Annotated in this window: 18 protein-coding genes and 1 pseudogene; all 19 read right to left on the bottom strand. The window is 49.2% G+C overall.

Going from position 1 to position 26,587, the window contains the following annotated elements; genetic code table 11:
* Positions 1-65 precede the first annotated feature (65 nt).
* Positions 66-1,172, bottom strand: coding sequence for an alginate lyase family protein (locus tag ACES2C_RS15530; RefSeq protein WP_374163993.1), 1,107 nt, complete (start codon positions 1,170-1,172; stop codon positions 66-68).
* A 19-nt stretch (positions 1,173-1,191) separates the two neighbouring features.
* On the bottom strand, positions 1,192-2,427 hold the full coding sequence (locus ACES2C_RS15525; protein ID WP_374163992.1) for a GDSL-type esterase/lipase family protein: 1,236 nt from the start codon (positions 2,425-2,427) through the stop codon (positions 1,192-1,194).
* A gap of 34 nt (positions 2,428-2,461) precedes the next feature.
* Positions 2,462-3,946: an alpha-L-fucosidase gene (locus ACES2C_RS15520; protein ID WP_374163991.1), complete on the bottom strand. Its 1,485-nt coding sequence runs from the start codon at positions 3,944-3,946 to the stop codon at positions 2,462-2,464.
* 13 nt (positions 3,947-3,959) lie between these two features.
* A complete protein-coding gene (locus ACES2C_RS15515) occupies positions 3,960-5,213 on the bottom strand; it encodes a glycoside hydrolase family 88 protein (RefSeq protein ID WP_374163990.1) in 1,254 nt (417 codons plus the stop codon).
* Positions 5,214-5,216: 3 nt separating this feature from the next.
* Positions 5,217-6,475, bottom strand: a pseudogene (locus ACES2C_RS15510) (DUF2264 domain-containing protein).
* A 14-nt stretch (positions 6,476-6,489) separates the two neighbouring features.
* On the bottom strand, positions 6,490-7,851 hold the full coding sequence (locus ACES2C_RS15505; RefSeq protein ID WP_374163989.1) for a RagB/SusD family nutrient uptake outer membrane protein: 1,362 nt from the start codon (positions 7,849-7,851) through the stop codon (positions 6,490-6,492).
* Positions 7,830-8,249, bottom strand: coding sequence for a hypothetical protein (locus ACES2C_RS15500; RefSeq protein ID WP_374163988.1), 420 nt, complete (start codon positions 8,247-8,249; stop codon positions 7,830-7,832). The genes ACES2C_RS15505 and ACES2C_RS15500 overlap by 22 nt, the downstream gene beginning before the upstream one ends.
* 150 nt (positions 8,250-8,399) lie before the next feature.
* The gene (locus tag ACES2C_RS15495) at positions 8,400-11,834 is read right to left on the bottom strand and encodes a TonB-dependent receptor (RefSeq protein WP_374163987.1); all 3,435 of its coding nucleotides are present in this window, start codon (positions 11,832-11,834) and stop codon (positions 8,400-8,402) included.
* A gap of 209 nt (positions 11,835-12,043) precedes the next feature.
* Positions 12,044-13,141, bottom strand: coding sequence for a FecR family protein (locus ACES2C_RS15490; protein WP_374163986.1), 1,098 nt, complete (start codon positions 13,139-13,141; stop codon positions 12,044-12,046).
* Positions 13,142-13,229: 88 nt separating this feature from the next.
* On the bottom strand, positions 13,230-13,820 hold the full coding sequence (locus ACES2C_RS15485; RefSeq protein WP_374163985.1) for an RNA polymerase sigma factor: 591 nt from the start codon (positions 13,818-13,820) through the stop codon (positions 13,230-13,232).
* Between the two features lie 77 nt (positions 13,821-13,897).
* The gene (locus tag ACES2C_RS15480; protein WP_374163984.1) at positions 13,898-16,246 is read right to left on the bottom strand and encodes a TIM-barrel domain-containing protein; all 2,349 of its coding nucleotides are present in this window, start codon (positions 16,244-16,246) and stop codon (positions 13,898-13,900) included.
* A 25-nt stretch (positions 16,247-16,271) separates the two neighbouring features.
* The gene (locus ACES2C_RS15475) at positions 16,272-17,678 is read right to left on the bottom strand and encodes an alpha-L-fucosidase (RefSeq protein ID WP_374163983.1); all 1,407 of its coding nucleotides are present in this window, start codon (positions 17,676-17,678) and stop codon (positions 16,272-16,274) included.
* A gap of 20 nt (positions 17,679-17,698) precedes the next feature.
* A complete protein-coding gene (locus ACES2C_RS15470; protein WP_374163982.1) occupies positions 17,699-19,657 on the bottom strand; it encodes a glycoside hydrolase family 97 protein in 1,959 nt (652 codons plus the stop codon).
* A 154-nt stretch (positions 19,658-19,811) separates the two neighbouring features.
* Positions 19,812-21,347: a sialate O-acetylesterase gene (locus ACES2C_RS15465; RefSeq protein ID WP_374163981.1), complete on the bottom strand. Its 1,536-nt coding sequence runs from the start codon at positions 21,345-21,347 to the stop codon at positions 19,812-19,814.
* Between the two features lie 1,048 nt (positions 21,348-22,395).
* Complete coding sequence (locus ACES2C_RS15460; protein WP_374163980.1) at positions 22,396-23,295, bottom strand: IS3 family transposase; 900 nt, start codon at positions 23,293-23,295, stop codon at positions 22,396-22,398.
* A complete protein-coding gene (locus ACES2C_RS15455) occupies positions 23,292-23,471 on the bottom strand; it encodes a hypothetical protein (RefSeq protein WP_374163979.1) in 180 nt (59 codons plus the stop codon). Before ACES2C_RS15455 ends, ACES2C_RS15460 begins: the two co-directional genes overlap by 4 nt.
* 39 nt (positions 23,472-23,510) lie before the next feature.
* Positions 23,511-23,843 carry a transposase gene (locus ACES2C_RS15450; protein ID WP_374163978.1) on the bottom strand — a complete coding sequence of 111 codons (333 nt, stop codon included), beginning with the start codon at positions 23,841-23,843 and terminating at the stop codon, positions 23,511-23,513.
* Positions 23,844-24,522: 679 nt separating this feature from the next.
* Positions 24,523-25,134, bottom strand: coding sequence for a hypothetical protein (locus ACES2C_RS15445; RefSeq protein WP_374163977.1), 612 nt, complete (start codon positions 25,132-25,134; stop codon positions 24,523-24,525).
* Between the two features lie 72 nt (positions 25,135-25,206).
* Positions 25,207-26,577 (bottom strand): dihydrolipoamide acetyltransferase family protein, encoded by a 1,371-nt coding sequence (locus ACES2C_RS15440; protein ID WP_374163976.1) that lies wholly within the window; start codon positions 26,575-26,577, stop codon positions 25,207-25,209.
* Between the last annotated feature and the right edge of the window lie 10 nt (positions 26,578-26,587).

Genomic DNA, 26,587 nt, shown 5'->3' with positions numbered 1-26,587 from the left:
GTACAAGATGCAGATACTCATTCGCGCTTCTTGATGCGGCTTCATGTCATCCGCATTTTCACTTTCTACCTATCCTGATACCGTCCGATCCTCAGGGGCATCAAGGTTGGGTAGGTCCACACGAAATGATGGCTTTGATAAACCAGGGGCCGGAAAGGTCGCACGTATTGAACATATTTATCCTCTCCGTATACGCCGCTCATCGCCTCTATCAGGTTGGCAGGCCAAAATGTGTTGGTGGCATCCATCTTCCCCTGACGGGGCGACGGATACCACTTCCACTCATCCGGGTGCTGATTGTAGTACAGAAGATAGTCGAGCGCTTTCTTTAAGAGCTCACCTTCGGGAGCCCTAAACAAGTTCTGTCCAGTCGCGTTGTTGCCAATCCAGAAAGATCCTGAGATAGGACTAAGTGCGAAGTACGTATACCAGATGCCGTTTTTCTCACGTTTTACCTCTTCTATAAGATGGCCGTCGGGACCAATCTTGGCCGGCAGATCCTCACAGAGGAGCCGGATATTCTCCTTCATATCGAGCGAGTCGTCCAGATAGTAATCGGCAAGCATAGCACCGTACCGGCCCCAGTCGCCCCAGTTGTTTTTCCTCACACTAATTGAACGGCAGGCTTTACGATATACGCCTGTCAGCCATACAGCAAACTGATCCCTGTCCTTTTTCTTCCAGGCTTTGTACTCCCTCATCAGCTCCCCGGCAATAACAAGAGAAGCTCCTGAATAAGCCATCACAAGGGGGCCATCTGCTTCCGAGTATTGCTTGTTAAGAGAAGCCCAGGCATTTAGAAAATAGACTGCCTTTTCAGCATATTTCTTCTGTCCGGTCAGTTGCCAGGCCAGAGCACAACTGTAAGCACAGAAGCCGTCGGTATTAAGAGCGAGAGAATTCCGGCGATGTCCCTCCTGATCGATATAAAAACCAGGGATGTGAAAATCAGCCATGGCATGGTGTCCTTCGCTAAGCGCTGAATCCGCCTTGCGTTTCAACTGGGCAAAAGCGGAAATATAGGGCTCTTTCTGCTGCCGAAGCTGGCGCTTTACATATTCGATCTGCTGCCGCGGATGCAAACCTCCGGGGTGTTCATATGCGTACAAGGCCGCTGGTCTTAACAAGAAAAAAACTCCTGTTATACAAAGAAATAGAAATACCTTTCTCATACTCAACTTCAGCTAATACTCATTTATCCAATTTACCGATCACCATCACTTTTCCGAGGAAGAAACGATCCTCGTTGTAATCATCAGGATATTTCGTCTCATGTGGGCCCACCATCTTGGGCTTATCCACCCTGAGAGGGGCTTTTTTAAAGGTTACTGTATGAGCACCGTCTGTAAGCGGGCCAATCAAACAATAACTTCTCCTGTAAAAGTACCCATAGCTATCGAACCTGGGTCTTGTCTCCTCCTTCCCGTCAATAGTAACCAGAACCGCCGGTGCGGCTGATGGGCCAATGATGTCACAAAAACCAATGTAGGTCCCTGAAAAGCGGACGGTCACGCTGTCCTGCGTGCCGGTAGTATAGATTAGTTCGGGATACGCCTTCTCAAAACCCTTCAGGTAAGGCTCAGTGCCCGGCCTCTTCCATTGCTTAGCTCCAGAGAGCATTGCCGGGGAAATTAAATGGGTTGACTCAAAATTCCCGGCATACAAAGGCTTTGGTATCGAACGGGAAGGTTTCCCACCCTGTAACTTCCCAAAAGCGGTAATAATGGTGTTGGTGTAGTAGTCGTGTCCAATATCAGTCGGGTGCGTTCCGTCGTACGTGAAGACCTTTGCGGGGTCATCCTCCTTCTTTCCGTGAAATACGAGCTTACCCTCCTGAATTGCCGACATGATGTCCGGGCCAAGGTTGATAGAGGGGAGCTTGTAATGGTCTGCAACCACTTCCATGAAGCGGATCGACCGGTAAAGCTCTCCTTTGGTGTAGGATTCGGTCATGGGCTCATGGATGGTATATAAGAAGCAGATGTCGGTATTAGCGTTCTGCTTTTTTATCTGCCGCACGATCCCTTCCATCGAATTACCGACAAGCAGCGAGTCACTTGCTGCATCGTTCACAGCAAATTCAACAAATACGAGGTCGGGCTTATGCGCCAGGACCTCCTCAGCGAGCCTGAAGGCGCCGAGTGAAGCTCCTGTCCCTCCAACTCCGGCGTTAATAGCTGTAAAAGAACATTCTGGATAAGCAGATTTAAAGTATTGCTCCGTCTTTACACGGTACCCCGCCGCTTCTGTGATACTGCCTCCAAAATACGCTATTGTGACCGGTCCGCCCCGTTTAAGCATTTGAGAAAAATGGGGAAGCTTGTTCCGTTCCTTTAAGATGGAAAAACCGGTAATACTTTGTGCAAACGTACTGCACAGTTGAAAAATTGCAAATATTGCTATTAAAGTTCCTTTTCTGATCTTCATGATTTTCATTTTTTGCCCAAGGCTGCTTAAGCTTTTACTGCTTTAGGGTCACCTTGAGCGAGTAGCCATAAGGTAATGCAAGGGCTTGCGTAGGGAGCTGAAGCTGCAACCCCTGCCTTGTCTGGGAGAAGGGCAGCACCCCAAACCCGGGCATTTCAACTTTCTTTACTGTTCCGGCAGAGCTGCCAAGCGACTTGATCAGCAGCTTTCCGTCAGCCGGCACTTTTAATGCCATCACATATACATCCCCCGCCTTCTGTGTGAACCAAAAATCAGCAGCGCTGATCGATGCCTTAAACCCCTCGCGTTCCCGTTGTTCAGTGTCTGTTATCTCATATTCCGCCGGTCCTTCATGAGCAATCTTCCAGGGCCGTGTACCATAGATAGCCCCGGCGTTGATACTTGTCCACTCACCAATTCGCCGCAGGTTCTGAACGGTCTCTTCCGGCACTGATCCATCTGCTCGCGGACCTATATTTAGCATATAATTTCCACCCTTGCTTACAATCTGCACGAGCCAGTACAGCAGCTCCTCCACCGACTTCCAGTCGTGATCATACGACTTGTAGCCCCAGGAATTATTAAAAGTGCCAACCGTCTCCCAGGGGATACCGATATGAGCTGCATCCTTCGGTATCTTATTGTCGCCAGGGATGGCATAGTCACCCATCTTGTTCCCGATCCTCTCCGCCACGATGATCCGCGGATTCATGTCATAGACCGTCTTATAAAAGCGGAAGCTTTGATCGGGCTTCATCAGCTCGGGCATGTCAAACCACAGGTAACGGGTATCCGGAAACATGGTGAGCAGCTCCTTTACCTGAGGGACCGACTTCTTGTCGAGATACGACTGAAACGTATTCGGACTTGGATCCCAAAGATTGGCGCCGAAAGAGCTGGTCTTTTTGCCTTCCCGGTCGTTCTTCTCTTTCGTCTCCTGATACTGCGCATCTGCGCCGTCGGCCCAGTCAATATTATGGGAGTAATAAAGTCCAAAACGGAGGCCATACTTCTTGCATGCCTTATATAACTCTGATACGGCGTCACGTTTAAAAGGAGTCGCATCAACGATATTAAATGAGCTGGCGGAAGACTTATACATGGCGAAGCCCTCATGATGCTTGGCTGTAATGACCAGATACTGCATTCCGGCATGCTTTGCCATCCGGGCGATCGAGTCGGCATCGAACGAGACCGGATTAAACGAGTCAGCGAGCTTCGCGTACTCGTTGCGTGGGATCTTTGCCACGAGCTGGATCCATTCCGCCACTCCCAGGTTGCCCATCTCCTCCATCTTCCTGCCCTTCCAGATTCCCGCCGGAATCGAATAAAGTCCCCAGTGAATGAACATTCCAAACTTGAGATCCTGAAACTCCTTCAAGGCATTCTGCTTTGACCTGTTCATCCGCTGCCACTTCTGCGTGAACTGATTGTCCGGCTGAGAATAGCCATCCATATTGTGAATTAACAGGATAAACAGGAGTATTGTCTGCAGACCACGTAGAAAAACTGATTTCATAGCTGATTGCCTTTCAAATTTTGTCTTTCATCTCCATATGCTGCAGGCGCAGCAAGGATTCGAGATAGTAATAGTCGGCATAAACAAGCGGAACATCGATCTCTCCGTTATGAGGGATACTGCCAACGCTATGTTTAAGGATAAAGTAGCCGTTGGTCCCTGCTTGCGCAGTGTAAGCCGCGGAAGAAAGTGAGCTGAGGATTTCCTTCGCTGTGCTCACGAAGAGCTTCTTTCGGGCACCACTCACGTAGCCGCTCAGCTCCAGAAGTGCAGAGCTGGTAATGGCAGCTGCCGAAGCATCGCGCGGAATCTCCTTAAACCTGGCAGGATCGTATTTCCAGTTCGGCTTATATCCCTCCTGATTCACGTTAAAGTCCCAGTATGGGATCTTATCCGCTGGTAAGTTCTTGTTATTAACGAAGTACTCTGCCATTTTTATCGCAGCTGTCAGGAACCTTTTTTGCCTGGTCTCCCGGTAAACGCTGGTAAAGCCATATAGCCCCCAGGCCTGTCCTCTCGACCAGGCCGAGTTATCCGAGAACCCCTGAGCGGTTTCCTTGCTCAATACCTTTCCTGTCCGGGTATCGTAATTCACCACATGGTAGGAGCTATAGTCAGGGCGATAATGATTCTTCAGCGTAGTTTCAGCATGGCGGATAGCGACATTCCTGAACGACTGATCGCCCGACAGCTTAGAGGCCAGGAACAGCAGTTCGAGGTTCATCATATTGTCTATGATGACAGGGTAATCGTAGACAGCCTTGCCGCTCCAGGAGCTGAAAGAGTTCCATGATTTAATCGCCCCGACCGTCGGGTTAAACCTCGTCATAAGGGATTTTGCGCTTTGTACCAGCACCTTCCGGTAGGCTTCATTCCCCGTCAGGCGGTAGGCATTACCGTAACTGCAGTTCATCATAAAGCCGATGTCGTGATGCGCAGTATTGTACTGATTTTTATCGAGCGACTCCGTCCACCTGGTGGCGGCCTCCTTCCACTTCTCTCCTTTCGTATATTCATAAACGTACCAGAGACAACCGGGCCAGAAGCCGCCGGTCCAGTCGCCTATTCCTGTAAAACTTGTCTTTCCGTTAGGATCAGCAGAACGGGGATAGCGGCTAAGGTCGGTCACTTCGTTCAGCATATACGAGTACTGTTTCTCCGCAACAGAAAATCCCGATCTTACGACACTCGCCGTATCAGGGATAGATGCAAAGGACTGAGCGGCAAAGAGCGTCGCTCCGAGCATAGAAATAACGTTTATCTTCATTTGTCAATAGTGTGCAGCATGATCGTTCTTAACAGGTTTGCCGGACCAGACCAGGCGGGAGGTCCAGTCCTGACCGGGCGCGGTCCAGAAGCTATCATCTTCCGGTAAGCCGAGGGCGAGAAAGCCTTCGGTACAGATGTACAAACTGCCGGTGGAGGTATAAGAATCTGCGACTCCCCATTGGGAGCCACAGATTCCAATCTTCAACCAACCATTTTCGTCAAAAGTACCTTTGGCCTCAAACAGCCGTTTCATGACAGCGGTCACCGCACTCCTCACCTGCCCCCCGGAAGTTCCGGAGGAAGCTGGTGAATCAGAGCAAGGTGTGCCAGCGGCTGAAATGCAGCGCTACGATAAGGCATAGAGCGCCCCATAGCCGGATAAGTCCCTTCAGGAGAGATTAGTCTCTCCAGCAGCACTGAATAACGCTGCATTCGTTTAAGGGCCAGGTCGTAGTCGTCCTTCCCGGCCAGGCCTCTGGAGCTCGCGACCTTCAAAATGTCAAGAAACATTGAATGGATCACGTAGCTATTGTAATAGTCAAGAGCAAAGTCGGGGCCATCGGCATACCAGCCGTCGCCTTTATACCACTCCTGTATCTTGCGGATGCCAATAAGGATCCGGTAGGGCTCATACTCCTCATCTGCTGCGAGCAGAAAGGTCTCCACCATGGCAGCGAACAGCACCCAGTTATTGTACGCCGGCATAATACGGCGCAGGTGTTTCAGTTCCTGCACAAAACGCGATCTGGTTGTAGCATCCAGCGGCTTCCATAGCTGGTCAAAAGCCCGAAGCAGTCCCTGACAGAGGTGCGCGGCATCTACCAGCGGCTGCGCCTCCGACCGGAAGTTCAGATAATCGGCCGCTGAAGGGTTAACGGCGTTCGACATGCCCTCCAGATAAAAATCCAGAAGCTTCTGACGGTTCCTGCCCTCGGCGGTATCACGCCCGGGTAAGGCCAGCCAGGGAGCAGCACCGCAGATGGTTCTCCCAAACGCTTCCAGATGGCTTACCTTCTCCGCCTTGAGCGAATAGCCTGGCGCTTTCTCCAGGGGCATCTTCTTCTTTAGCTCATTTCTGCTCAGGTTAGCAAGCACAGGAAATGCTATTTTATAGAGAAGTTTGCTCCAGTACTCCCGGTCATCTCCGCTGGTCGCTTTCACTATCCTTTCCTGATCAGGGGGCAGCGCTGCAGCGGAAAGACCGCTTAACCCAAGCGCTCCTACAGCCGGTACTGCCTTTATGAATGATCGTCTCAACATGGTCGGCCTTGTTTTTAGTCTATCCATCCCGGGTTCTGTACCAGGTTCGGATTCATTTGTATCTCGGAGGTCGGGATCGGCCATGCGTAAAGGAAGTCGCCCTTGTAAGAGTAGTCGCTTACATTGGTACCCCAAACCTGCTTTTTACCGGCACCGGGGTAAAAGACTTTTTCCTTCCAGGTCTTCCATCTCAATTCATCGAAATAGTTGATCCCTTCATTCGGGAACTCCACTCTTCTTTCGTTCCGAATACGCTCACGCAAATCTGCCTGCCCTGTCACAGTTGTAGCCGAATTGGAATTAAGCAAGGCTACCCCTGCCCGGGCTCTTACTTCGTTGACCTTTTCAATCGCTTCTGTGGTCATTCCCTGCTCGTTGAGCGCCTCTGCCCACATCAGCAGGACGTCCGCATAGCGAATGATTGGAAAATCGGTTGGCCCAAAATTACGGTCTACAATTTCCGACACGCCCTCGTATACAAACTTGCGGTAGAGGTAGTAGAAATAGTTCTGAGTGTCGGTTTGAATATCTCCTCCGGTCGCGGCCTGCGCCCGGTAAGGCCAGCGCAACGTGGCGATAGCAGGAGTAGTCGTATTATTGAGAGACCCTAAGTAAGTAGAATAAGGTGTAATGACAGTCGCTTCCAGTCGCGGATCGCGGTTCATATATGCCTGCGCTATTCTCTGTTCGTTGCCGGTAGGCAGATACAAACTCATCTTCGCACCGCGACCCTTAGCCGCAGCAATCTCTGGCTCTGTGAGGTTATTTCTAAGAAAATACACTTCTCTCTCGGCTATTGTGAGTGCGGAGTAGCCTGGAATGACGTCATCCCAGTTAAACCTGGAACCATCTTTATTTTCATACAGATCAACGAGGTTAGGCGATGGGAAGTAATAGTTCCAGCCTGAACCAAAAGAAGAACGTGTTCCGCAATATAGCTGAGTTGAACTACCATAGCCTGACTGACTGACATTCTGGATGGAAAAGATCATCTCCGGACTTTGCTCGTTTGCCGTTTTGAAGAGTGCTTTATAGTCAGGAAACAGACTGTGCCCTGCTGCCTTGACCTTCGCAAAGTCGGCTGCGGCCAGATCCCATTTTTTCATGTAGAGATAAACCTTTCCACGCAAAGCATAAGCAGCGCTTTTAGTTACCCGGCCATAATTAGCGTTTCCTGCGGGGTAGCGGTCAGGAAGATTCGTCTCATTTATACAATCCGTAAGATCGGTCAGCACCTGTGTCCATACTTCTTCCTCTGTTGCACGTGCCTTATTGGCCTGATCAGGAAGAATAGGCTCCAGGTAAATGGGAACTCCCTTGTAAAGCTGATTAAGTCTGAAATAGAAGTAGGCTCTCAGGAACTTGCATTCTGCCATATATCTGGCTTTTTTTCAGCCTTAGAAGGCGATTTTAAAGGGATGTTAACAATGGCATCGTTAGCTCTTTGAACCCCCTCATACATATACTTCCATATTGTAGAAAACAGCTCATTTCCTGGGGTAATAGTTCCCATTAGCAAAGGCTCATCGCCCCTTGACTCTCCGGTGTAGCCAAACCGATCCATCTCATAGAGTTCATAGGGAGACGTATTTCCACTGTTTCCAATACCGATTCTAAGGGCTGAGTACACGCCTCCAACACCTAGATCAGTAAGGTTGTCCGTAGTCCACATGATATCGGAAGAAACCGCCGAATACGGGGTAGTGTCAAGAAGGTCTTTATCGCAGCCGCAAATAAAAGCGGAGATTAAAAGTGCGGTTAGTATCTTTTTCATAATGTCGTCAGGTTTAAAAAGTAACATTTAGACCGAGGGTGTACTGGCGCATAGTGGGATAGTTTGCAGCTGGCCCGATCTCTGGATCGAGGCCGGGAAAATCACTTATAGTCAACAGATTTTCACCGCCAACATAGAGGCGCACATTACTCATAGCCATTTTTTGGAAACCTTGACAGGAAGCGTATAACCTACCTGAAGGTTCCTCAGTTTCAAATATGACGCGTTATACAAATAGTAATCGCTTACCGCTCCGTTCTGCACATCTGTTACCTTTAAGCGGGGATAATGAGCATTGATCCGGTTTGCAGGATCATTAGGATTAGCCTCATTATAGTAATAGTGATCATCCGCCACGAGCTTTGGTACAGCTTTCCCTAAACCGACAACAGATTGATTTAGGTAAGTTGTGCTCCAGTAGTAAGACATGCCGGCACTGCCCGACCAGATCATTGAAGCATCAAAGCCCTTATAAGCAAGATTAAAATTAAACCCGTAATTGATCTTGGGCGAGGCAGACTTGCCAGTAAACTGCCTATCATACGGATTACCGTATATACCATCCCCGTTTGTGTCCGCATAGATCAGATCACCGTACCAAATCTTTGCATTTTCTACGCCATCCGCCGGTTGGAAATGGCGGCCCTCAGCCATCATTCTTTTCAACCAGTCCATATCCTCCGGCGTTCTAATCATTCCATCTTTTGGCCCGCCGTTAACATCTACAGAACCGTCGCTGTTCGAATAGGTTCCGCTTCCACGATAGACAGGGAGAACATAAAACTCATTAATGCGCTGTCCTTCTATAATTAATTCGGGAGAGCCTGTAGAAGTCGAAACAGTACCAATATTAGAAGTGTAGATCCTGTTTCCAGAGGCGTCAACTGTGTATCCTTCCTGCAATGCGCCTTTATATTTATCTACTTTATTTATATTGTAGGAGAAGTTGCCCGAAACAGAATAACGAAAATCGCTCACCTTACCGTTATAGCCAAGGGTAAGCTCGACGCCTTTCTTGTTCACCTCCGCGATATTTCTGGTTGGGCCCGTAGCCGTTCCTGTCGACAGCGGAGTTATTGGAACAAAGAGTATTCCTTCTGTAAAGCCGCGGTAAACATCAATATCGAAGTTCATAGCACCCTTAAAAACAGTCCCACTCAACCCCAGATTGGTCGTAGTGGTTGTCTCCCAATGCAGATAAGAATTCGCGCTTTTTACCTGGGATAGGTTGTTCAATACAGCGCCGTTAAAGGAGTAGTTCGTTGTATTAGTGGGCGAATTCAGCGACTTGTAAGTCGCCTTATGATCATAATTTCCCGCTGCATTGTTTCCAGTTTTCCCCCATGATGCACGCAATTTCAGGTCGTCCAGAGTTCCCTTTAGGCCACTCATGAAAGGCTCACTGGAAATACGCCATCCTGCGGAGAAGGCAGGAAAAAATCCCCATCTTTGATTAGGACCGAAACGCGAAGAGCCATCATACCGCATTACAGCTTCGGCGAGATACTTCTGATTGTAGGCATAATTTACGCGACCAAAATAAGATCGTAACCCCCAGTCATCTTCCGTCCCATTAATGCCGGTCATATTCGTCCCGGCCGTTAGTGTGGTTAGAGACGGATCGAGCAGCCCTTTCTTGGCGGCATCAAAGTTATACAGGTTAAAGTACTGCTGGTTGTAGCCAGCAATCGCGCCTATATCGTGTTTACCTTTAAATGAAGCATTATACCGCAGAACGTTATCGATCACAACGTTATAGCTTTTAGTAAGCGAATATTGAGTAGAAAGCTGGCTTGCGTCAATCGCTGGCTGGCCAATCCTTCCCGCCGCAAAATTCCACTTATCATAAGGCACTCCAAAGTTGTTATTCTCCGTGAATGCATTGTCGTAATGAACCTTCGTTTCAAAACTTAAGCCCTTTAGAATAGCAAGATTGGCAAATACAGTAGTATTTATGCGGCTAACCCGGTTCTTTCCACCCGTTCCATACAGATTAGCAAGCGGATTATTGGCGGTAACGGACTCTTCAGGAGCAGCTGCGAAGCCGTATCTTCCCTGGTACTCCGGGTATACCCCTGGGACGGTTGCCAGTAGGTATGAGTAGGCAGTGGCAACATCGGTCACGCTCATCTTCTGAACATCCCCAAAGCTCTGAGTACCGAGCGTCAGAAACTTGGTCACTTTTGACTGTAAATTAATCCGCATCCGGTAGTTGTTGGCTCCTGTATTGGGTATCGTTCCCGGATTGTTCAGGTATCCCAGGGAAAAGAGATATTGTGAATTCTCAGATCCTCCATTCAAAGTCAGGTTGTGATTTTGCACCAGCTTATTTTGATTGAATATTACTTTGGACCAGTCGGTATTCGGATAGGCAACATAAAAGGGCACGCCCTCTGCAGTCATCTCGTTCGGGCTCTGCTTAGCTTTTTCCCATTTTTCAATGGTCGCATCCGTATATACAGGGGCTTGTTTCACATTGCGATAGCCTTCATTTACCAGCCGCATATGTTCGGCATAATCCGTAATAAAGTCAGGCACATCATTTGGTCGGGTCGTGGAAGTAAGTCCGGTATAGGTAATATTCGTTTTCCCCTTGCTCCCCTTTTTTGTCGTGATCAGGACAACACCGTTAGAAGCTACAGAGCCATAAATAGCAGCAGTGGCGGCATCCTTCAAAATAGATATACTTTCTACATCATTAGGGTTCACCGCGTCCATTGAACCAACTACCCCATCAACAACCACCAGAGGAGATGTATTATTCAACGTTCCCGCTCCGCGGATCAGGATGCTTGCCCCATCAGCGCCCGGCTTTCCCGTCGTTGTACGAACGTATACCCCGGCGGCAAGGCCTGACAAGGAGGATGAAAGGTTTGAAACCGGCCTGTTCTCCAGCATCTTCGAATTGATCGTGGAAAGCGACCCGATCACATTCACCTTTTTCTGAGTGCCATAGCCCACCACCACTACCTCATCCAGGTTGTTACTCTTTTCTTTCAGGACAATTTTCAGACTCCCGCCCTCTGTTACCGTTCTCTCCTGATCCTGAAATCCAACAAAACTAAAGACCAGCACCGCGCCTGCCTGGGTTACATCTATTGAGAAACGGCCCATTACATCAGTGGCGGCGCCTTTAGTGGTCCCCTTGATCTTTACTGAAACTCCCGGGAGCGGTTCTCCCTTCTCATCAGTGACCGTGCCGGTAACAGTAAACCGAAGGTTGCCGGCGGCTTCCTCAGCCTTTTTGATCACCACCACATCTCCTGAGATCTTATAGCTCAGGCCAAGCGGATTAAGGAGACCGCTGAGCACATCAGGCAGCGGGCTGCTGCTGGCTGCCACGCTCACTTTCCGGTCTGCACCAATCATCGCCGGACTATAGACAAAGCTTACATTATACGTCTCTTCCAGCTTTGAGAGCAGCTGTTCAAGAGAAACATTCTTCTCTTCCAAAGTTACCCTGGTATTCATGATAGCCTGGGCCTTTCCCTCGCGTGCCAGAGAGACGCTGACCAGCGAAACAAAAAGAGATATCTGTATAAGCGAAATTCGCATGATCCTTACCAGTATAGAATTATATTGCATACATTTGGATTGTTAGGTTAATACTCGTTTTTAGCTTGACAAAACGGATCCACGGCAGCTTCGCGAGAGCTGTCTTCATCTGATTTCCGTGGAAACACCAGAACCGGCTTGCGGCGAACTTGCCGGTTCTGTGCTTTTTATAATTGCTATGGGCTTTCTGGTCTGTTCATGATATATGGCATTTTTGGTTAGTCTTTATTTTTATCCCCTCACTCCGCGCATCCCTTCCCTTCAACTGTGATATTATGATCGTTAACGCTGAACTTTGCGTTGACAGCTTCGCAGATCAGCTTCATCTTTTCGTACAGAGGTTGATTACTCAGGGAGGCTGATATAGGGCAGTTACCGATGGTTTCCTTGTCAAACACAATCTCAACCCCATAGGCATCCTGCAGCTTTTCAACCACTTTTCCAAAGGGGACGTTATGGAAACGGAAGACACGCCTCGCTACCTGCGGCGAAAGCACGAGCGGCGTGTCCAGCTTTTCCTTGATGAGTGAAGTGTCGGTTCTGTTGAATACCGCTTCTTCATTCGCTACCAGCATCAGTGCACGCGGCTTCTCTTTGGCCCCATGGCCGATATCTTTGAGCGAATCGTTAATGACAGCTACTTTACCGCTGTTCACCACCACGTTCACGTTCTTATCGCCCTTAAAGGCCCTCACCCTGAAACTGGTTCCGAGCACACGCACCGAAAGTCCGTCCGTATGTACAATAAAGGCCATCATTTCATTATGCTTCACTTCAAAAAACGCCTCGCCCCTCAGCTTCACATCACGGGTAGGCCCCTGAAAGGGCGACAAATAGCTGAGGGAACTTCCGGGCTTTAAGACTACCGAGCTCTGGTCGGGCAGCCGGATCAGCACCGCATGTTCCCCATTATTCTCCCTGAGGGTCAGCACCGGCTTTTCAACCGCTGCTATTTGCTGACCACCCTCTGGCCCCTGCTTCAGATAAGTAAATAAAGCTGCAGTGAGAAGCAGAACAACAATAGCGGCCGCAGAAAGCCAAAAGCGCGTATTAAACAAGATCTGTCGTATTTGCGGATTGTCGCGCGTTTCCGCTATCTTTTTGCGAACGTTCTGCCGGATCTCCTCCACCTCCGTGTCTGAAAGAGTCCCTTCCGGCCTGACATAGATCCCCTTTACTATCGAGCGCGCCTCTGCGATAAGAGCCTTTTTTTCAGGATGCTCCTCCATCCATTTCTCCCAAAAGTACTTTGCGAAGAGATCTTCGTCTAACACCCAGGCTAGAAAAAGATCGTCGACCACAAAGTCTTCGACATCATAAGTCAGATAGTCGGCCATTTGAATACCTTATTTGGGTTTATAATTTCAGTGTTGTATGTATAAAATGCACAAAGCGATAAAATCTACCCTATCCTTGTCAATTTTTTTATTTTAATCCGATAAGGAAAAGTACCAGCGCTGCCGTTTCCCATTCCTTTCTCATCTTGATCAGGGCCTTTTGCAGAAGATTATAAGCAGATTGCCGGGTCAGCCCCATTACAAGACTGATCTTATCGTGGCTCAGGCTCTGATAGAACCGCAGATAGACGATTTCCTTCTGCCGCTCAGAAAGGGTGTTGAGGACTTTCTTCACCCGCTGGCGAAGTTCAAGGTTCGACTGATCCTCGATCATCTTCATCTCAATACCGAAATCTGCTGCAAAAGGAATAGTTTCAAGGCTTTCCATAGGATCCCACTTCTTTCTTTCCCTGAGGATCCTCAGACGGAGCGACTTGAGCAGATAAGCTTGCACATAAGCCGTTTCAGAGATCCGGCTTCTCTTATTCCAGAGGTCAAAGAATACGTCCTGTATGCAGTCCTTTACCAGATCCCGGTCGGTAGAAAACCGGATACCATAATTAAAAAGAGGTCTGGCAAAGCTTCGCATAATACAATTGTATGCTTCCTCGTCTCCCTGCAGAAACCTTGTCCATAGTTCCCGAACATCGACAAATCCCTGTTCTGTTTTTATTTGCATTGCTTCGGCATTAAATGGTTAGTATCAGGATTGCTCCTCCAATATAAGTACCGCGAGTGGTTTGCCCAATCGCCGGCCTACAAAATCTGTATAATGTTTTCTTTCTTTGTATCCACTGTGATGTTGACTTTCACCATCCCGCTCTTGCGGTCAAACGACACTCCGGTATTCAATGGCACATTGTTAAGTCTGGCTTGTTTAAACTGTCCGATCCCGTTAAATAAGAGGGAATACGACCTTTTTTGGGGCATTCCCTTATAACTTCCTTCTGTTGCCGCTATGCGGAAACGGACAGCGTTCTTTCCTTCCTCGCAATAAAACGAGGTCTTTGATAGCGCCCCTTTCTCGTAATCATAGCTTTCGCCATCATCTTCGAGAAGATTAAAACTGCTTTGCCCCGAAGGATAGATCTTCAGCGTCAACGAAGCAGGTGGCGCAGGAGAAATAAATTGCGCAGTTTCCTGGAAAGGGATGATGGCGCCGGCTTTCACAAACAGCGGGCCGCCGGCCTGCGCAGGCAGATCAGCCTTTACTTTCCTTCCTCCCGCCACTGCTTTACCCGTCCAGTAATTAATCCATTTCCCGGATGGGAGATCGACGGTATCTGTAAAGGCGCCAACAAGGAAGCTCTCACCAAAGAAGAACTGCCGGCTTGTATTGGCAAAACGTTCTTCCCTGGGATACATAAGAGGCATCGGTCTTACTATAGGCATGCCTGAACGGTGGGCTTCAAGAGCACCGGAGTAGATGTAGGGCATTAGCTGATAGCGCAGCTGTGCATACGACCTGAACGCCTGTTTGTCCTTCTCGCTGAAATAGAAAGGGTGAAAGATATAGGCCCAGCTGTTGATCTGAACCCAGGGTAGGAAAAAGCCCATATGGATTCCGGGAAGCAAAGGGTACACCCCTTCCAGCACATCGCAGGTGGTATTACTATGGCCGCTCATCCCCAGATTGAAGATATCGAACAATGTTTCGGGCCTCCCCCCATTATCTCCAAGCGTTGAAGCACTAAAATGCTGCACGCCCGTATACCCGCCGCAATAGTGATGAAAAGTTCGCTTGCCAAGATGGTCGCGCGTTACCTCCTGCAGATTCTTAACCAGCAACACCTGATTCAGGTTATGCATTTCCCTGTCGGTTAATCCGTTGAAGTAAGTCATACCCGGATGTTGATCGAGTGTCCTTGAGGGGTCGAGCTTAAACCCTCTGACTCCCTGATCGAGGAATTTACGGAGATGTTCAAACCAATGCTCCTTCCCCGAAAGACTCAGCTCGTTGCGCTGTCTGATCTTATCCTCTTCCTCAATGGAGAAGTCGTGTTCGACACAGAGCCACAGGGCCAGCTTGAAGCCCATGTCGTCCAAGCGTTGTATAAATAAAGGATCGTGACTCTTAGTCCAGGGAAGTTCAGCTACAAACTTGTCCTTATTCCAGTCCTTGGAGGTTGAAAAGTCGTAAAACTTAGCCATCCATTGCGGCTCCAGCCAGTAAATATCACAGGGGATCTGCTCCTGCCTGAAGTGAGCGGCATTCTCAAGCACATTGAACTGATTCTCCATGGTATTGCTGCCAAAAGCCAGGCCATAGCCCCAGCGTGGCAGCACGAACGACTTACCCGTTAAAACCGTGTACTGCTGAAGTACAGCGGGCATATCAGGTCCCCCGAAAAGAAAGAAGTCGATATCACGCTGATCAGGCTCGTAAACGTGCATCTCGTCGGCATCCTGCTTGCCTACATCGAAATAATGGAATTTGGTGGTGTTGTAGAAAATGCCCCAGCCGTTGTTCGACATGATAAAAGGAATAGGCGCCTCTGAACGCTGATACTCTACCCACATACGTCCGATGTGCCCCCTGCGCTGTAAGCCTTCTCGGTTGCCGCTTCCAAGGCCGTAAAAACGCTCCTTTTCTTTCAGTGAGAAGGACAAAAGGGCAGCCACGGAGTCGCCATAGTTTACCGCCCGCACTGCCGACCGTTTCACCGAGTCGCCAATAATGCCACCGGCCTTCAGGCTGTCCTTACTGAACTCCCGGTCCAGAAAGTCGGCTACCCTGTTCTTGCCGGGTACCAGCTTCAAAGCGATGCGATCCACCAGGGTTTGTGTTTCATTCTTGCGGCGCAGCTTGATGGCGCCGTCAGAAAGAGAGACCTGCAGGACAAGAGCAGGGGTTTCAATGAAATATTGACCGTTTTCCTTTCGCTCCTGATGGACAGCCTGCGCCCCCTTGCCCTTAATGATGCCGTATTTCTCGCTCAGCGTCAACGGAAACTTGCCCGACTCACTATACCGAATGCGAAAAGTTGAAGGAGAATAGGTTTCTATCCTGAGATAGGCCCCATTGTCAAGGCGAACAGACTGCTGCCCGTAGGAGATGCGGACCGACAGAAGTACAAAAAGAAAGAAAGCAGCTCTCGTGATCATCAATTAAGCAGTATGAAGATTAGTGTCATTCTATATTTTCTATTTTGAAGACCCAGGCGTACTGGCAGGGCACGCGGTCGGGCAATACTGAAGGGGGCACGATGCTCAGGGTGCCATTCGTAACGCTCGACCTGACGGGGTCAGAAAGCCCTAGCATGCTCACTTTTCCCGCCTTCCTGATACCGGAGATCTTTAGAGGTTTATCGGGCCACTTTTTGCAAAGAGCATAGAGGGTCTTTCCATTCCTGGTGAAATAAACGGAAGATGGCCCGGGCTGCGAACTCTTCTTTTCCCAGCGTGTAGTATGGTAGATCGCCTCCCCGTTCACCTTCAGCCAGGCTCCCATATCAAGCAGGCGCTCCTGCATGATCACCGGGATCAGGCCATTGGCCTCCGGCCCTACGTCGAGCAATAAGTTCCCGCCTGCCGATACTTTGTCAATGAGGAGATCGATCAGCTGCTTTGAAGTATAGTAATCAGCAGTAGTTTCAAAACGGTTGTATCCGTAAGAAGTACCGATGCCACGGCTCTCTTCCCAGGGATGACTGCTGTTGCCAATGCCCGACTTGTCATGCACCAGGTCGTATTCAGTAGTATAATAGCCGCCATGCTTGCTCCTCGTTTCCTTACCCCAGCGGTCGTTAACCACTACGGTATTCCTGACTGGTGATTCATTGTAGAGCCATGCGAGGAACTGCTCACTCTTCAAATCCTTGCTCTGATAATCCCATTCGCCGTCAGAGAAAATGACTTCCGGCTTATACCGTGAAACAAGGTCTTTCATCTGGGGAAGCATATGACGATCTACGTATTCGTCTATCGTTTTGGCATTATACAAGGGGTGGGTCCACTCCAGCAGGGAATAATAAAGTCCCATGTGGAGGCCCTTTTTGATGACCGATGAGCTGAGGTCAGCTATCAAATCGCGATGCGGACCAATATCCTGACTGTTCCATTTTGGTGACTGCGGGCTGGGCCAGAGACAAAAGCCATCGTGATGCTTGGAGGTGAGAACAACATATTTGGCGCCAGACCGGGCAAAAAGGTCGGCCCACTGATCCGGATCAAAGTACTCGGCCTTAAACTGCGGGGCAAAGTCCTGGTAGGTGGTCTTCTCCCCAAAGTAGCGGTTGTGAAACTTGGTAAAAAGAGGATTTTTAGTCAGCAGCCTTGATTCATAATGTTCGGAGTACTTTTCATAAACACCGTCGGCCTGAGAAACCGGTGCATAGGCAGGAACCGAATAGACGCCCCAGTGAACAAAAATTCCAAACTTGGCATCCGACCACCAGCCGGGCACTTCTCTCTTATCCAGTGAGGCCCAGTTGGGCTGGTAGGTTTGCGCATGCGTTCTCATCACCATCAGGAGAGTGATCGATACAAGTACACTGAGCCGTTGTAAATGAAAATTACGGGTAGTTGAACAGGTCATATTGTTATCTGATTGTACGTTTAGTTAGTCTTGGATACGGGTTTGAACGAAGCTGCCCAACCGCCCCCTGCTTCCAGCTGCAGCGAAAGCGTGTCACCCTTTTTTACTTTTTTGAACTCATGCACGAGATCGCTTCCTACGCGTTCTGCGTTAGGTCCGTCGCGAAAGATCTCGGCATTGAATTCCACTCCGGCGGGCAGAAAATCCAGCGGAACGGATAGCTTGCGCGGAGCCCAGCCAGTCATGGCGCCGAGATACCACTCATCCGCTTTTTTCCTGGCTACCGCCACATACTGCCCTGCTTCGCCTGCCAGGGGCACTGTCTCGTCCCACACGGTAGGCACATGGCTCAGAAACTTCAGGTATTCGGGTTCCCTTTGGTAGGCAGTAGGAGCATCAGCGAGCATCTGCAACGGGGCGTAGTAGACCACGTACATGGCCAGCTGATGGCATCGCGTTCCCTGACTCTGAGGGCGGTCGGCAATCTGGCGCCAGTCCTTTTTATTGTAATTCTGCATGGCACCCGGAGTATAGTCCATACTACCGGCGAACATCCGGACATAGGGAAGCATGACATCATGATCAGGACTCGTTCCCGCAGGGTCGAACTTATTCCATTCGAGCCCCTTCACTCCTTCCACATTGATCTGGTTGGGATAGGTACGCGCTGTTCCGGTAGGATGATAAGCACCGTGAAAGTTGACCAAAAGCTTCCTTTTCGCAGCTTCCTGCAGCAGTCGTTCATGGAACCGCACCATCATCTGATCATCCCGATTCATAAAGTCCACTTTCACCCCCGATATGCCCCAGTTCTGAAACTGGTCAAGCGCCGCAATCATTTGCCGGTCGAGCGTATGCCATACACACCAGAGGACGAGACCTACATTCTTTTCTTTAGCATAACGGACCAGCTCCTTCATATCTACCTCACTACTTATTTTAAGGAGGTCGAAGGGGTCGCTCCAGCCTTCATCGAGATTCACATACTCGAGATGATTAGCAGCTGCGAAGTCGATAAAGTACTTGTATGTTTCTGTGTTAATCCCTGCTTTGAAGGGAACGCCGGTGAGGTTCAGGGCATTCCACCAATCCCAGGCCACCTTTCCCGGCTTTACCCATGATGCATCTTTCAGCCTGTTTTCTGAGGCAAGGAGATAGACCAGCTGATTGTTCAGAATATCCTTGTCCTCCTTACTCAAAGCCAAAAGGCGCCAGGGGAGCGTTCTCTTTCCTTTGGTCCGCGCAATATAATCCTGTGTTTCCTTTACAATCATCCCGTAGTTGGCATACCCTCCCATTTCGGTCTTTTTAGGATAAGAAGCGTGCTGCCCCAGCAGCGTGTTTTGGCTCTTACCTGCAGCAATCACGGACAGACAGGGATAATCGAGTACGTCTGATTCATGGATCAGGATATTAGCCCCCGGCGCTTTTACCAGCACCGGGAGACTGCTGTAATTGGGATTGAGCACATCGGCAATCTTTTGCAGACGGTAGTTAGACTCAGAAAGGTCGGGATGAAAATACACCGGATAGTTTGCCGCAAAACGAAACTCATTTAGCTCTGATTTTACAGTCATGCTGTCGCCCAGATTCGTTTCAAAGCGATAGGCGAAGCCTTCATTATAAGCCCTGAAAACGACCGAGTAATTCCCTTTAAAATCGAGCTTCAGCTGCCGGTAATTTTCCTTCAGCTCTTTAGATATGCCATAAAGCGGACGGAGGATCTGGTTAACACTTGTAGTTTTTGAAGCTCTGAGCTGCGGCTTTTTACCGAGCACCGTTCCGCCGGAAAGTGCAACGGCGATGGCAGAGGGCTGCACATACTCCTGTCCCCGGTAGGACAAACTATACGTAATATCCTCTCCCAGGCGGACCTTTACCTGAGTGTGCTGATCGGGAGACGTGAGCGTGAAGGTTTGACTTCGGCTTTCAAACTGGAGAAAGAAAATTAAAATGATAGTCGTGTAGAGACTTCTCATGGACTTATAAGCTGGTTAATTATTACTATAAATGCAGATCTTCTTAAAATCTACCCTATTCAATTCATTTTATTTTTAATCCGGCTCCGGCGAGTTGTTAAAGGGGCCTAAAAGATTGCATGGAAACTTACAATCCTCTTGCCGACAGAAAACACTACCAGTCGTCTGTTCTAAAGGACGAGGCCGGAATTCCTTCAACATTATAGAGCTCGCCAACGGCCCAGTCTGTAAAGGCGTATCGCACCGCCAGAGGCGACTTTACCTTGTCGCACCATACCCACACCTCATCCTGATGGATCTCCGCTTTGGCAGGCCAGAAGGTCCTGTCGGCCCCTGCAGCTTCGAACTGCGTGAGGGCTTTGCCAAAACTGGTAAGTCCATTAACAGCGTAGCTGAACTTTAATTTTATCACCTCTCCTGCAATCTCGACAGAGCGGCACTCCGGTCCGCGGAACGCCAGTCCTGCCTGTTTGTATGCATTGGCAAGAGCCAGATAGGCGAGCCTTTTACTCACCGCCGTTTTGCCGGAGGGGTGAATATTATGCTCTTCGCCAACGTCGAGAGTGACGGCCATGCCGCTGTTTGGTATTTCGTCCATCAGCTTTAGCTGCACCTCGCGGAGTCGCGGAACAGCGGCGCTTTGCGATTCGGGATACCGCATGGGCGCTATCTGTACATAGTAAAAGGGCCAGTCGCCCAAGTTCCATGCTTTCCGCCAGTGCCCGACCATTGCTTTTTGAAGGGCGGCGTACCACTTGTAATTGTGCCTGTTTTGCTCTCCCTGATACCAGAGCACCCCCGCTATGCCATAGCCGGCCAGAGGAGCAATCATGCCGTTGTACAGGTTTCCGGGCACCTGGTGCACGGCCTTGCTGATGGCACGGTCGGTTTTGATGCTGTCTCCCAGAATCCCGCTTACCATGACACTATCCATCCAGGCCTCAACAGGCGAACCGCCCCAGGTGGCCTGTATGATTCCTACTGGTACCCTCAGGTTTTTCTGCAGAATGGCAGCGAACTGGTAGCCTACAGCACTGAAGCTGCTTACCGATGCGGGGGCTGCCTGCTGCCAGCTCCCCTTGACGTCACTCTGCGGCTGGCCCGCATAGGCCCGCGCCACGTGAAAAAGACGAAGGGAAGGATTCGTACAATCTAGCAGAATGTCATTCGAATGCTCAACGGGGCTGGCCATATATCCCTTTACCGGCATGTCCATATTCGACTGCCCCGAGCAGAGCCACACTTCCCCGATCAGCACATCCTTCAATACGATCGTATTTTTCCCTTTGATGCTGCAGGAATAAGGCCCGCCGGCAGACGGAGTTTGAATAGAAACAGTCCATTTTCCATCCGGGGATGCTTTTGTATGAACGCTCTGGCGTGACCAGGACGGCCGCACAGTCAGATGTTCTCCCGGTGCACTCATGCCCCAGATCCTGACGTTTGTCTTCTGCTGCAAAACCATCCCGTCTGAGAAAAACGAAGGCAGACGAACGTCGGCCCTGGCAGTAGAAAGTAGTAACAAAATACCAACGAGACTGAAGATCTTGTACATTCTGGTGTGTTTTAAACTGGTTGTCATCGTGTTCACCTCCTGATGCCCCGCGGCCACTTCCCTCAGGTATCGGGCAAGAAGCGCTGTCAGGGCCGCCCCTCTTTGTGCATAACCGAGGTGAACAGCTGCAGCCAAGTTATTCAGAAGCCGGAAGAAAGAACAGCATTTTTCTCGGTATATGCCTTTGCAACCGGTTTCAAAAGTTGGGAATGTTCCCATTTTAGCACTTCTTTCCCTGCAACCCCGGCGGGAGAACGGCAAGGCCGCGTAAGCTTGATCTGGGCAGGGCTTACCGCTCCCCTCCCCGGGATCGTCCGGAGTCCGGGTACGGTATTCAGCACGCACTCGGTTTCTGTAGCCGCCTGCACTACTCTTCGGAGTGGCTGAAGGAACGAGTCTGCGATTATCTAAAGCAATTTCCATAACATATAAATTTCATCTGACTCTGGCTTGTTACCCCTGATCGGGCGACTGTCGGCCGCTGTCAGTTTTTCTTACAAGTTTATTTGCTCTTCCAGGCACCGAAGAACATGCAAGCAACTTCATTTCCCGCTTAAGTACCAGTTTCATGGGTGGATTCTGTGAATGTTTCCTTTCTCTTCAATGGTCCGGAACAACATGCAAGCAAACCCACCTCCCGCTGGAGTGTCCAACGCATGAATGGTTTGTCTGGGTATTAAAAGTAGAAAAGGCGGCGGGCACCTGCCAACTCGCGGTGCCAAATGGTGCCAGATGGTGCTGTTTGGCACAGGATAAGGCCCCTGGTATCGGCCAGTCTTTGTTTTGATTGAATCAGGTGAAGTGCATGGTATGACCAGATTCGTACCTGAGCCGTCAGTTTTTCGTCGCTTTTTTTCGCTCCGTAGGTCCGGCGACGAAGCGACGACGGAAAAACGACGAAGCGACGACGGCCAAACGACGAAGCGGAGACGAAAAAACGACGAAGCAGCGACGGCCAAACGACGAAGCAGGAACGAACGAGGAACGAACCAAAAACGAAGCAGAAGCGAAGAAAGGACGAAGAATCGTCGGAAAACCGACGGCGAACTGTCGAAGCGCAAGCGAAGAATGTCTTGTCCTGAAATAACTATACAGATTAATGAATAAATCCTGATTTAATTATACATCGGAAATTGGTATTCCTGACTTAATTATACACTGCAAGTTGTAAATCCTGATTGAACTATACAAGGGGAATTTCTGTATTTTTTAAGTTTTTATTTTTCCATCGTTTCCTTAGTGGCCCCCCCTTGAGATGGGCCTGCTCTGGAGTAAGATAGTGACAGCTGGCGTGTGGCCTTAGCTCGTTATAAGCCCCGATGCTTTCAGCGACCTTCCTTGCAGTCTCCTCAAAGCCCATAGCTGAATAGTGCAGGCTGAACTCTTCTTTGAGAATACCGTTAACTCGTTCTGCCAGGGCATTCTCATAAGGATCTCCGTTTTCGGTCATACTGATGGCTATTTTGCTACTCAGTAGCACCTCTACATATTCTTTGCTGCAATACTGTGATCCGCGGTCTGAATGATGGATTAAGTGCTCCTGATAGATGCGGTTGTCAAGGGCCATTTTTAACGCTCTTACGCACCCCTGAGCGCTGAGGTCTTTATGAAAGCAGTAGCCCATGATTTTCCTGGAATAAGCATCTGTGATCAGGCTGAGGTATCCCCAGCCTCTGTTCATCCCAATATAGGTAATATCGCTCACCCAGACCTGCTCTGGACGGTCCACCCTAAGGTCTTTAATCAGGTTAGCATATTTATGCATCCAATGTCGCGAATCAGTAGTTACCACCCGCCTCTTTCGGCGCCGGATGCTCAATCCTTTCTCACGCATCAGATCAAAGAGATAATCCCGACCAACTCCCAAGTCGTGCTCTGCCAGCATTGGGGTGATCACATGGAGTAACTTTCTGGTACCTGTACCCGGCAATGTTTTGCGGATTTGATGGACATGTTGAAGAACGATCTCTGCTTTTAAGCCTGTATCCTGTTGCCGCCACTGCCGGTCATACCAGGCATGGCGGGTTTTGCCAAACAGTCTGCACAGGGCTTTGATTCCCTGTGCAGGATAGTCTTGTTTCATTTTGGTGACTGCCTGGCTCCAGACTTTTTTCGGATATCCACATTTAGCTGTTCCTCTGCAATATCAATCAGAGTCTCCAGAGCCTGTATCTTTAGCTGGGCATAGGCTAGCTGTTCCTCCAGACTTTGCGTGTCTGCAGCTACATTTTCCTGTTTTTTCTTTTCTTTTTTCTTCATTTGCGGGATTTCAACACTAAGTTCGACATTTTCAGCTTTCTATTGGCGAACCCACTTATCTACTACTGTCCTGCATTTGATCCCGAAGGCCACACATACCTCCCGGACGCTCATTCCTGATTCCACTGCCCGAAGGACTGTACGTTTCTCCGAAGGACTATATCGGCGGTTACGTTCCTGCTGATAATGCTCTGAGCCGTACCGGTTCATCCAATTAGTCAACGTTGATTCATGCATTCCGTATTCCTTTAGGATGTCACGCCGAGGTACCCCCGACTCAATTCGTTCTACTATCCTCTGAATTTCACGCTTGTCAAAACGAGTGTTCCTTTCACTCCTGATTGATCTCAATTTTCTTCTTTTGGTTTCCATACACTTCTTTTTGGGTGTATAGCTTTTTTAGGATTCGACAGAACTGTCGAAGCGCAAGCGAAGAACAGTAAAAGAACAGACGAAACCAGAATCGGCGAACGGTATCGTGTTCGAAGAAGGACGTGTTCAATTGAGAAGAAAAGGCCCCTTGCCTGTAGGCCCGCCCTATGTGAAAGCAGGATAACAGCCGAGAAGGGAAACTGTCCTGATTGAAGTCACTTACAAAAAAAACATTCATGACTTGCACCCGCAAACGGGGACTAAGGTTCGCCTGAAGGCTCTTTCTGCCCTTATAACTCAGCGAAGCGATCTCACTGAGGCCTTAAAAAAACAACTGATTGTCTCAATAATTTTAGCGAAGTCCTCTCATTGAAGCCTTAAAAAAACGACCGGTGGTCTCAACAAACCCAGTGACGCGACCTCATTAACACCACTAAAAAAAGACTTATTGCCTGAATAAATTTAGCGAAGCCGTCTCATTGAAGCCTTTTAAAAACGACCGGGGGTTTCAATAAACTCAGCGAAGCGATCTCATTGAAGCCTTAAAAAAACGACTAATGGTCTCAACAAACTCATCAAAGCGATCTCATTAAGACCTTTAAAGGAACAATTAATAGTGTCAATAAACCAACAGGCTTTCACCAAAAAAGCCGGAATCTCAGTTCCGGCCTTTTTGTTGTTATCCCTTGTGGTGCTTGTGCTTTCCTGGAATGACCTTGCTGATTCCGAATCCGAAGATCCAGGTATCGTAGGCCTTCCATTTAATATCATATGCAAGTTCGGCGCCAAACTCCCAGCCTCCAGGAATGTGAACGCCGTACTCAGCACCGACTGTTGTTAAAAAGTAGTTCTCTCCTTTTGCAATTTCCTCGCCGGCACCCGCCATCAGGCTGATATGCTTTAATGGCTTGTAAGATCCCACGAGCTTGGTTGCGATGGGGTGTTCCCGTTCCAGTATGGTGCTTTCTTCTTCTCCTAAGTGCTTTTCTACTGTAAACTCTTCAAGGATGAGGTCGTTATGAAGTCCCAGGGACCACTTTGAATTGAACATGTAGTCGTAATTCAGCCCCCATGCACCCATTACCAGCCATTTTTTCTCTTCATTTTCAATGCCTTCGTGCACATGAGCGTGACCGAGAGAAAAAGTGATCTTGTGAGCGCCTTTTTCTTCCTCTTCTTTTCCTTCTGCATGCTCCTGAGCAAAGGATTTTAAACAAGAAAGAGCAGCGACTGATACAGTTAAAACTGCTGTCAGAGCTGCTCTCTTAAACGAGTAGTATTCAATCTTCATCTTCGTATTTGATTTTCGGTGCAAACAAAAGGAATATGCACTTAAATTCAATTGATGAAGATCACTTTCGGGTTAAATATTGCAGTTAATATCCCATGCCTCCAGATAGTCGGCTACTTTCTTGATAAACATTCCACCGAGCGCTCCGTCGACCACCCTGTGATCATACGACATAGAAAGGAACATTTTATGGCGGATCGCGATAACGTCGCCGAACTCAGTTTCAATAACAGCGGGCTTCTTCTGAATAGCGCCCACGGCAAGAATGGCCACCTGGGGCTGGTTGATGATAGGAACGCCCATCACATTGCCAAAAGAGCCAATATTGGTGAGCGTGAAGGTTCCTTCTTTTACCTCGTCGGGCTGAAGCTTGTTATTCCTGGCTCTGACTGCCAAATCATTAACGGCACGCGTTAAACCGACAAGATTCAGCTGGTCGGCATTCTTAATCACCGGAACGATGAGGTTACCGGAAGGCAGCGCGGTAGCCATCCCAATGTTGATGTCGCGATGCTTGATAATGCGGGTGCCGTCTACCGATACATTGATCATTGGCATATCTTTGATTGCCTTGGCCACTGCCTGGATAAAGACGGGGGTGAAGGTGATCTTTTGCCCTTCCCTCTTCTCGAAGGAGGCTTTGATCTTATCTCTCCATTTCACGATGTTGGTAACATCGGCCTCGATGAAGGAGGTTACGTGAGGCGACACCTGCTTGCTCATGACCATGTGCTCGGCGATCAGCTTGCGCATGCGGTCCATCTCGATGATCTCGTCACTTCCTGATACGGGGACCTGAACCTGAGGAGCCGGCCTGTTAAAGGTGTTCGCGGCGGCTGAGAACGAGGGGCTGACAGAGGGCTGCTGAGGGGCCGACTGCGGTCTTGCCTGTTCCGGAGCGGGTGCACGGTGCCTGTTTTTAATATAGGTTAATATATCCTGCTTGGTAACGCGTCCTTCTGCACCGGTGCCGTGAATAGTATCAAGTTCCTGCTGGCTGATGCCTTCCTCGGCTGCGATACTTTTTACCAGAGGCGAATAAAAGCGGTTTGCATCTGACTCGATACTTCTGAAGGAAACGTTTTCCTGGGCTGCCGGCAAAGCCTCAAGTCCGGGAATTGGGTCTGCTTCTGGTTCCGGCCCGGCTTGTACTGCTGGCTGAGGAGCTTGTGTTTCTTTTGGCTCTTCCGCTGCGTCGCCTCCTCCGGTGTCAATTACTGCGATGACCGAGCCCACCAGGACAATATCATCCACATTCACAACCTGTTTAACGAGTTTCCCTGATACGGGAGAAGGAACTTCAGAGTCTACTTTATCGGTGGCAATTTCAACCACCGGTTCATCTTCCTCGATGGTGTCGCCGGGGTTCTTCAGCCACCTGGTGATAGTAGCTTCGGCAACGCTCTCTCCCATCTTTGGAAGTAATAATTCAAAGTGAGCCATACATTGTTGA

Origin of the sequence: Arcticibacter sp. MXS-1 (assembly GCF_041902385.1) — a bacterium.
Lineage (GTDB): Bacteria > Bacteroidota > Bacteroidia > Sphingobacteriales > Sphingobacteriaceae > Arcticibacter.
The sequence above is the reverse complement of the archived record's forward strand: the minus strand, read 5'-3'. Positions and strand labels throughout refer to the sequence as shown.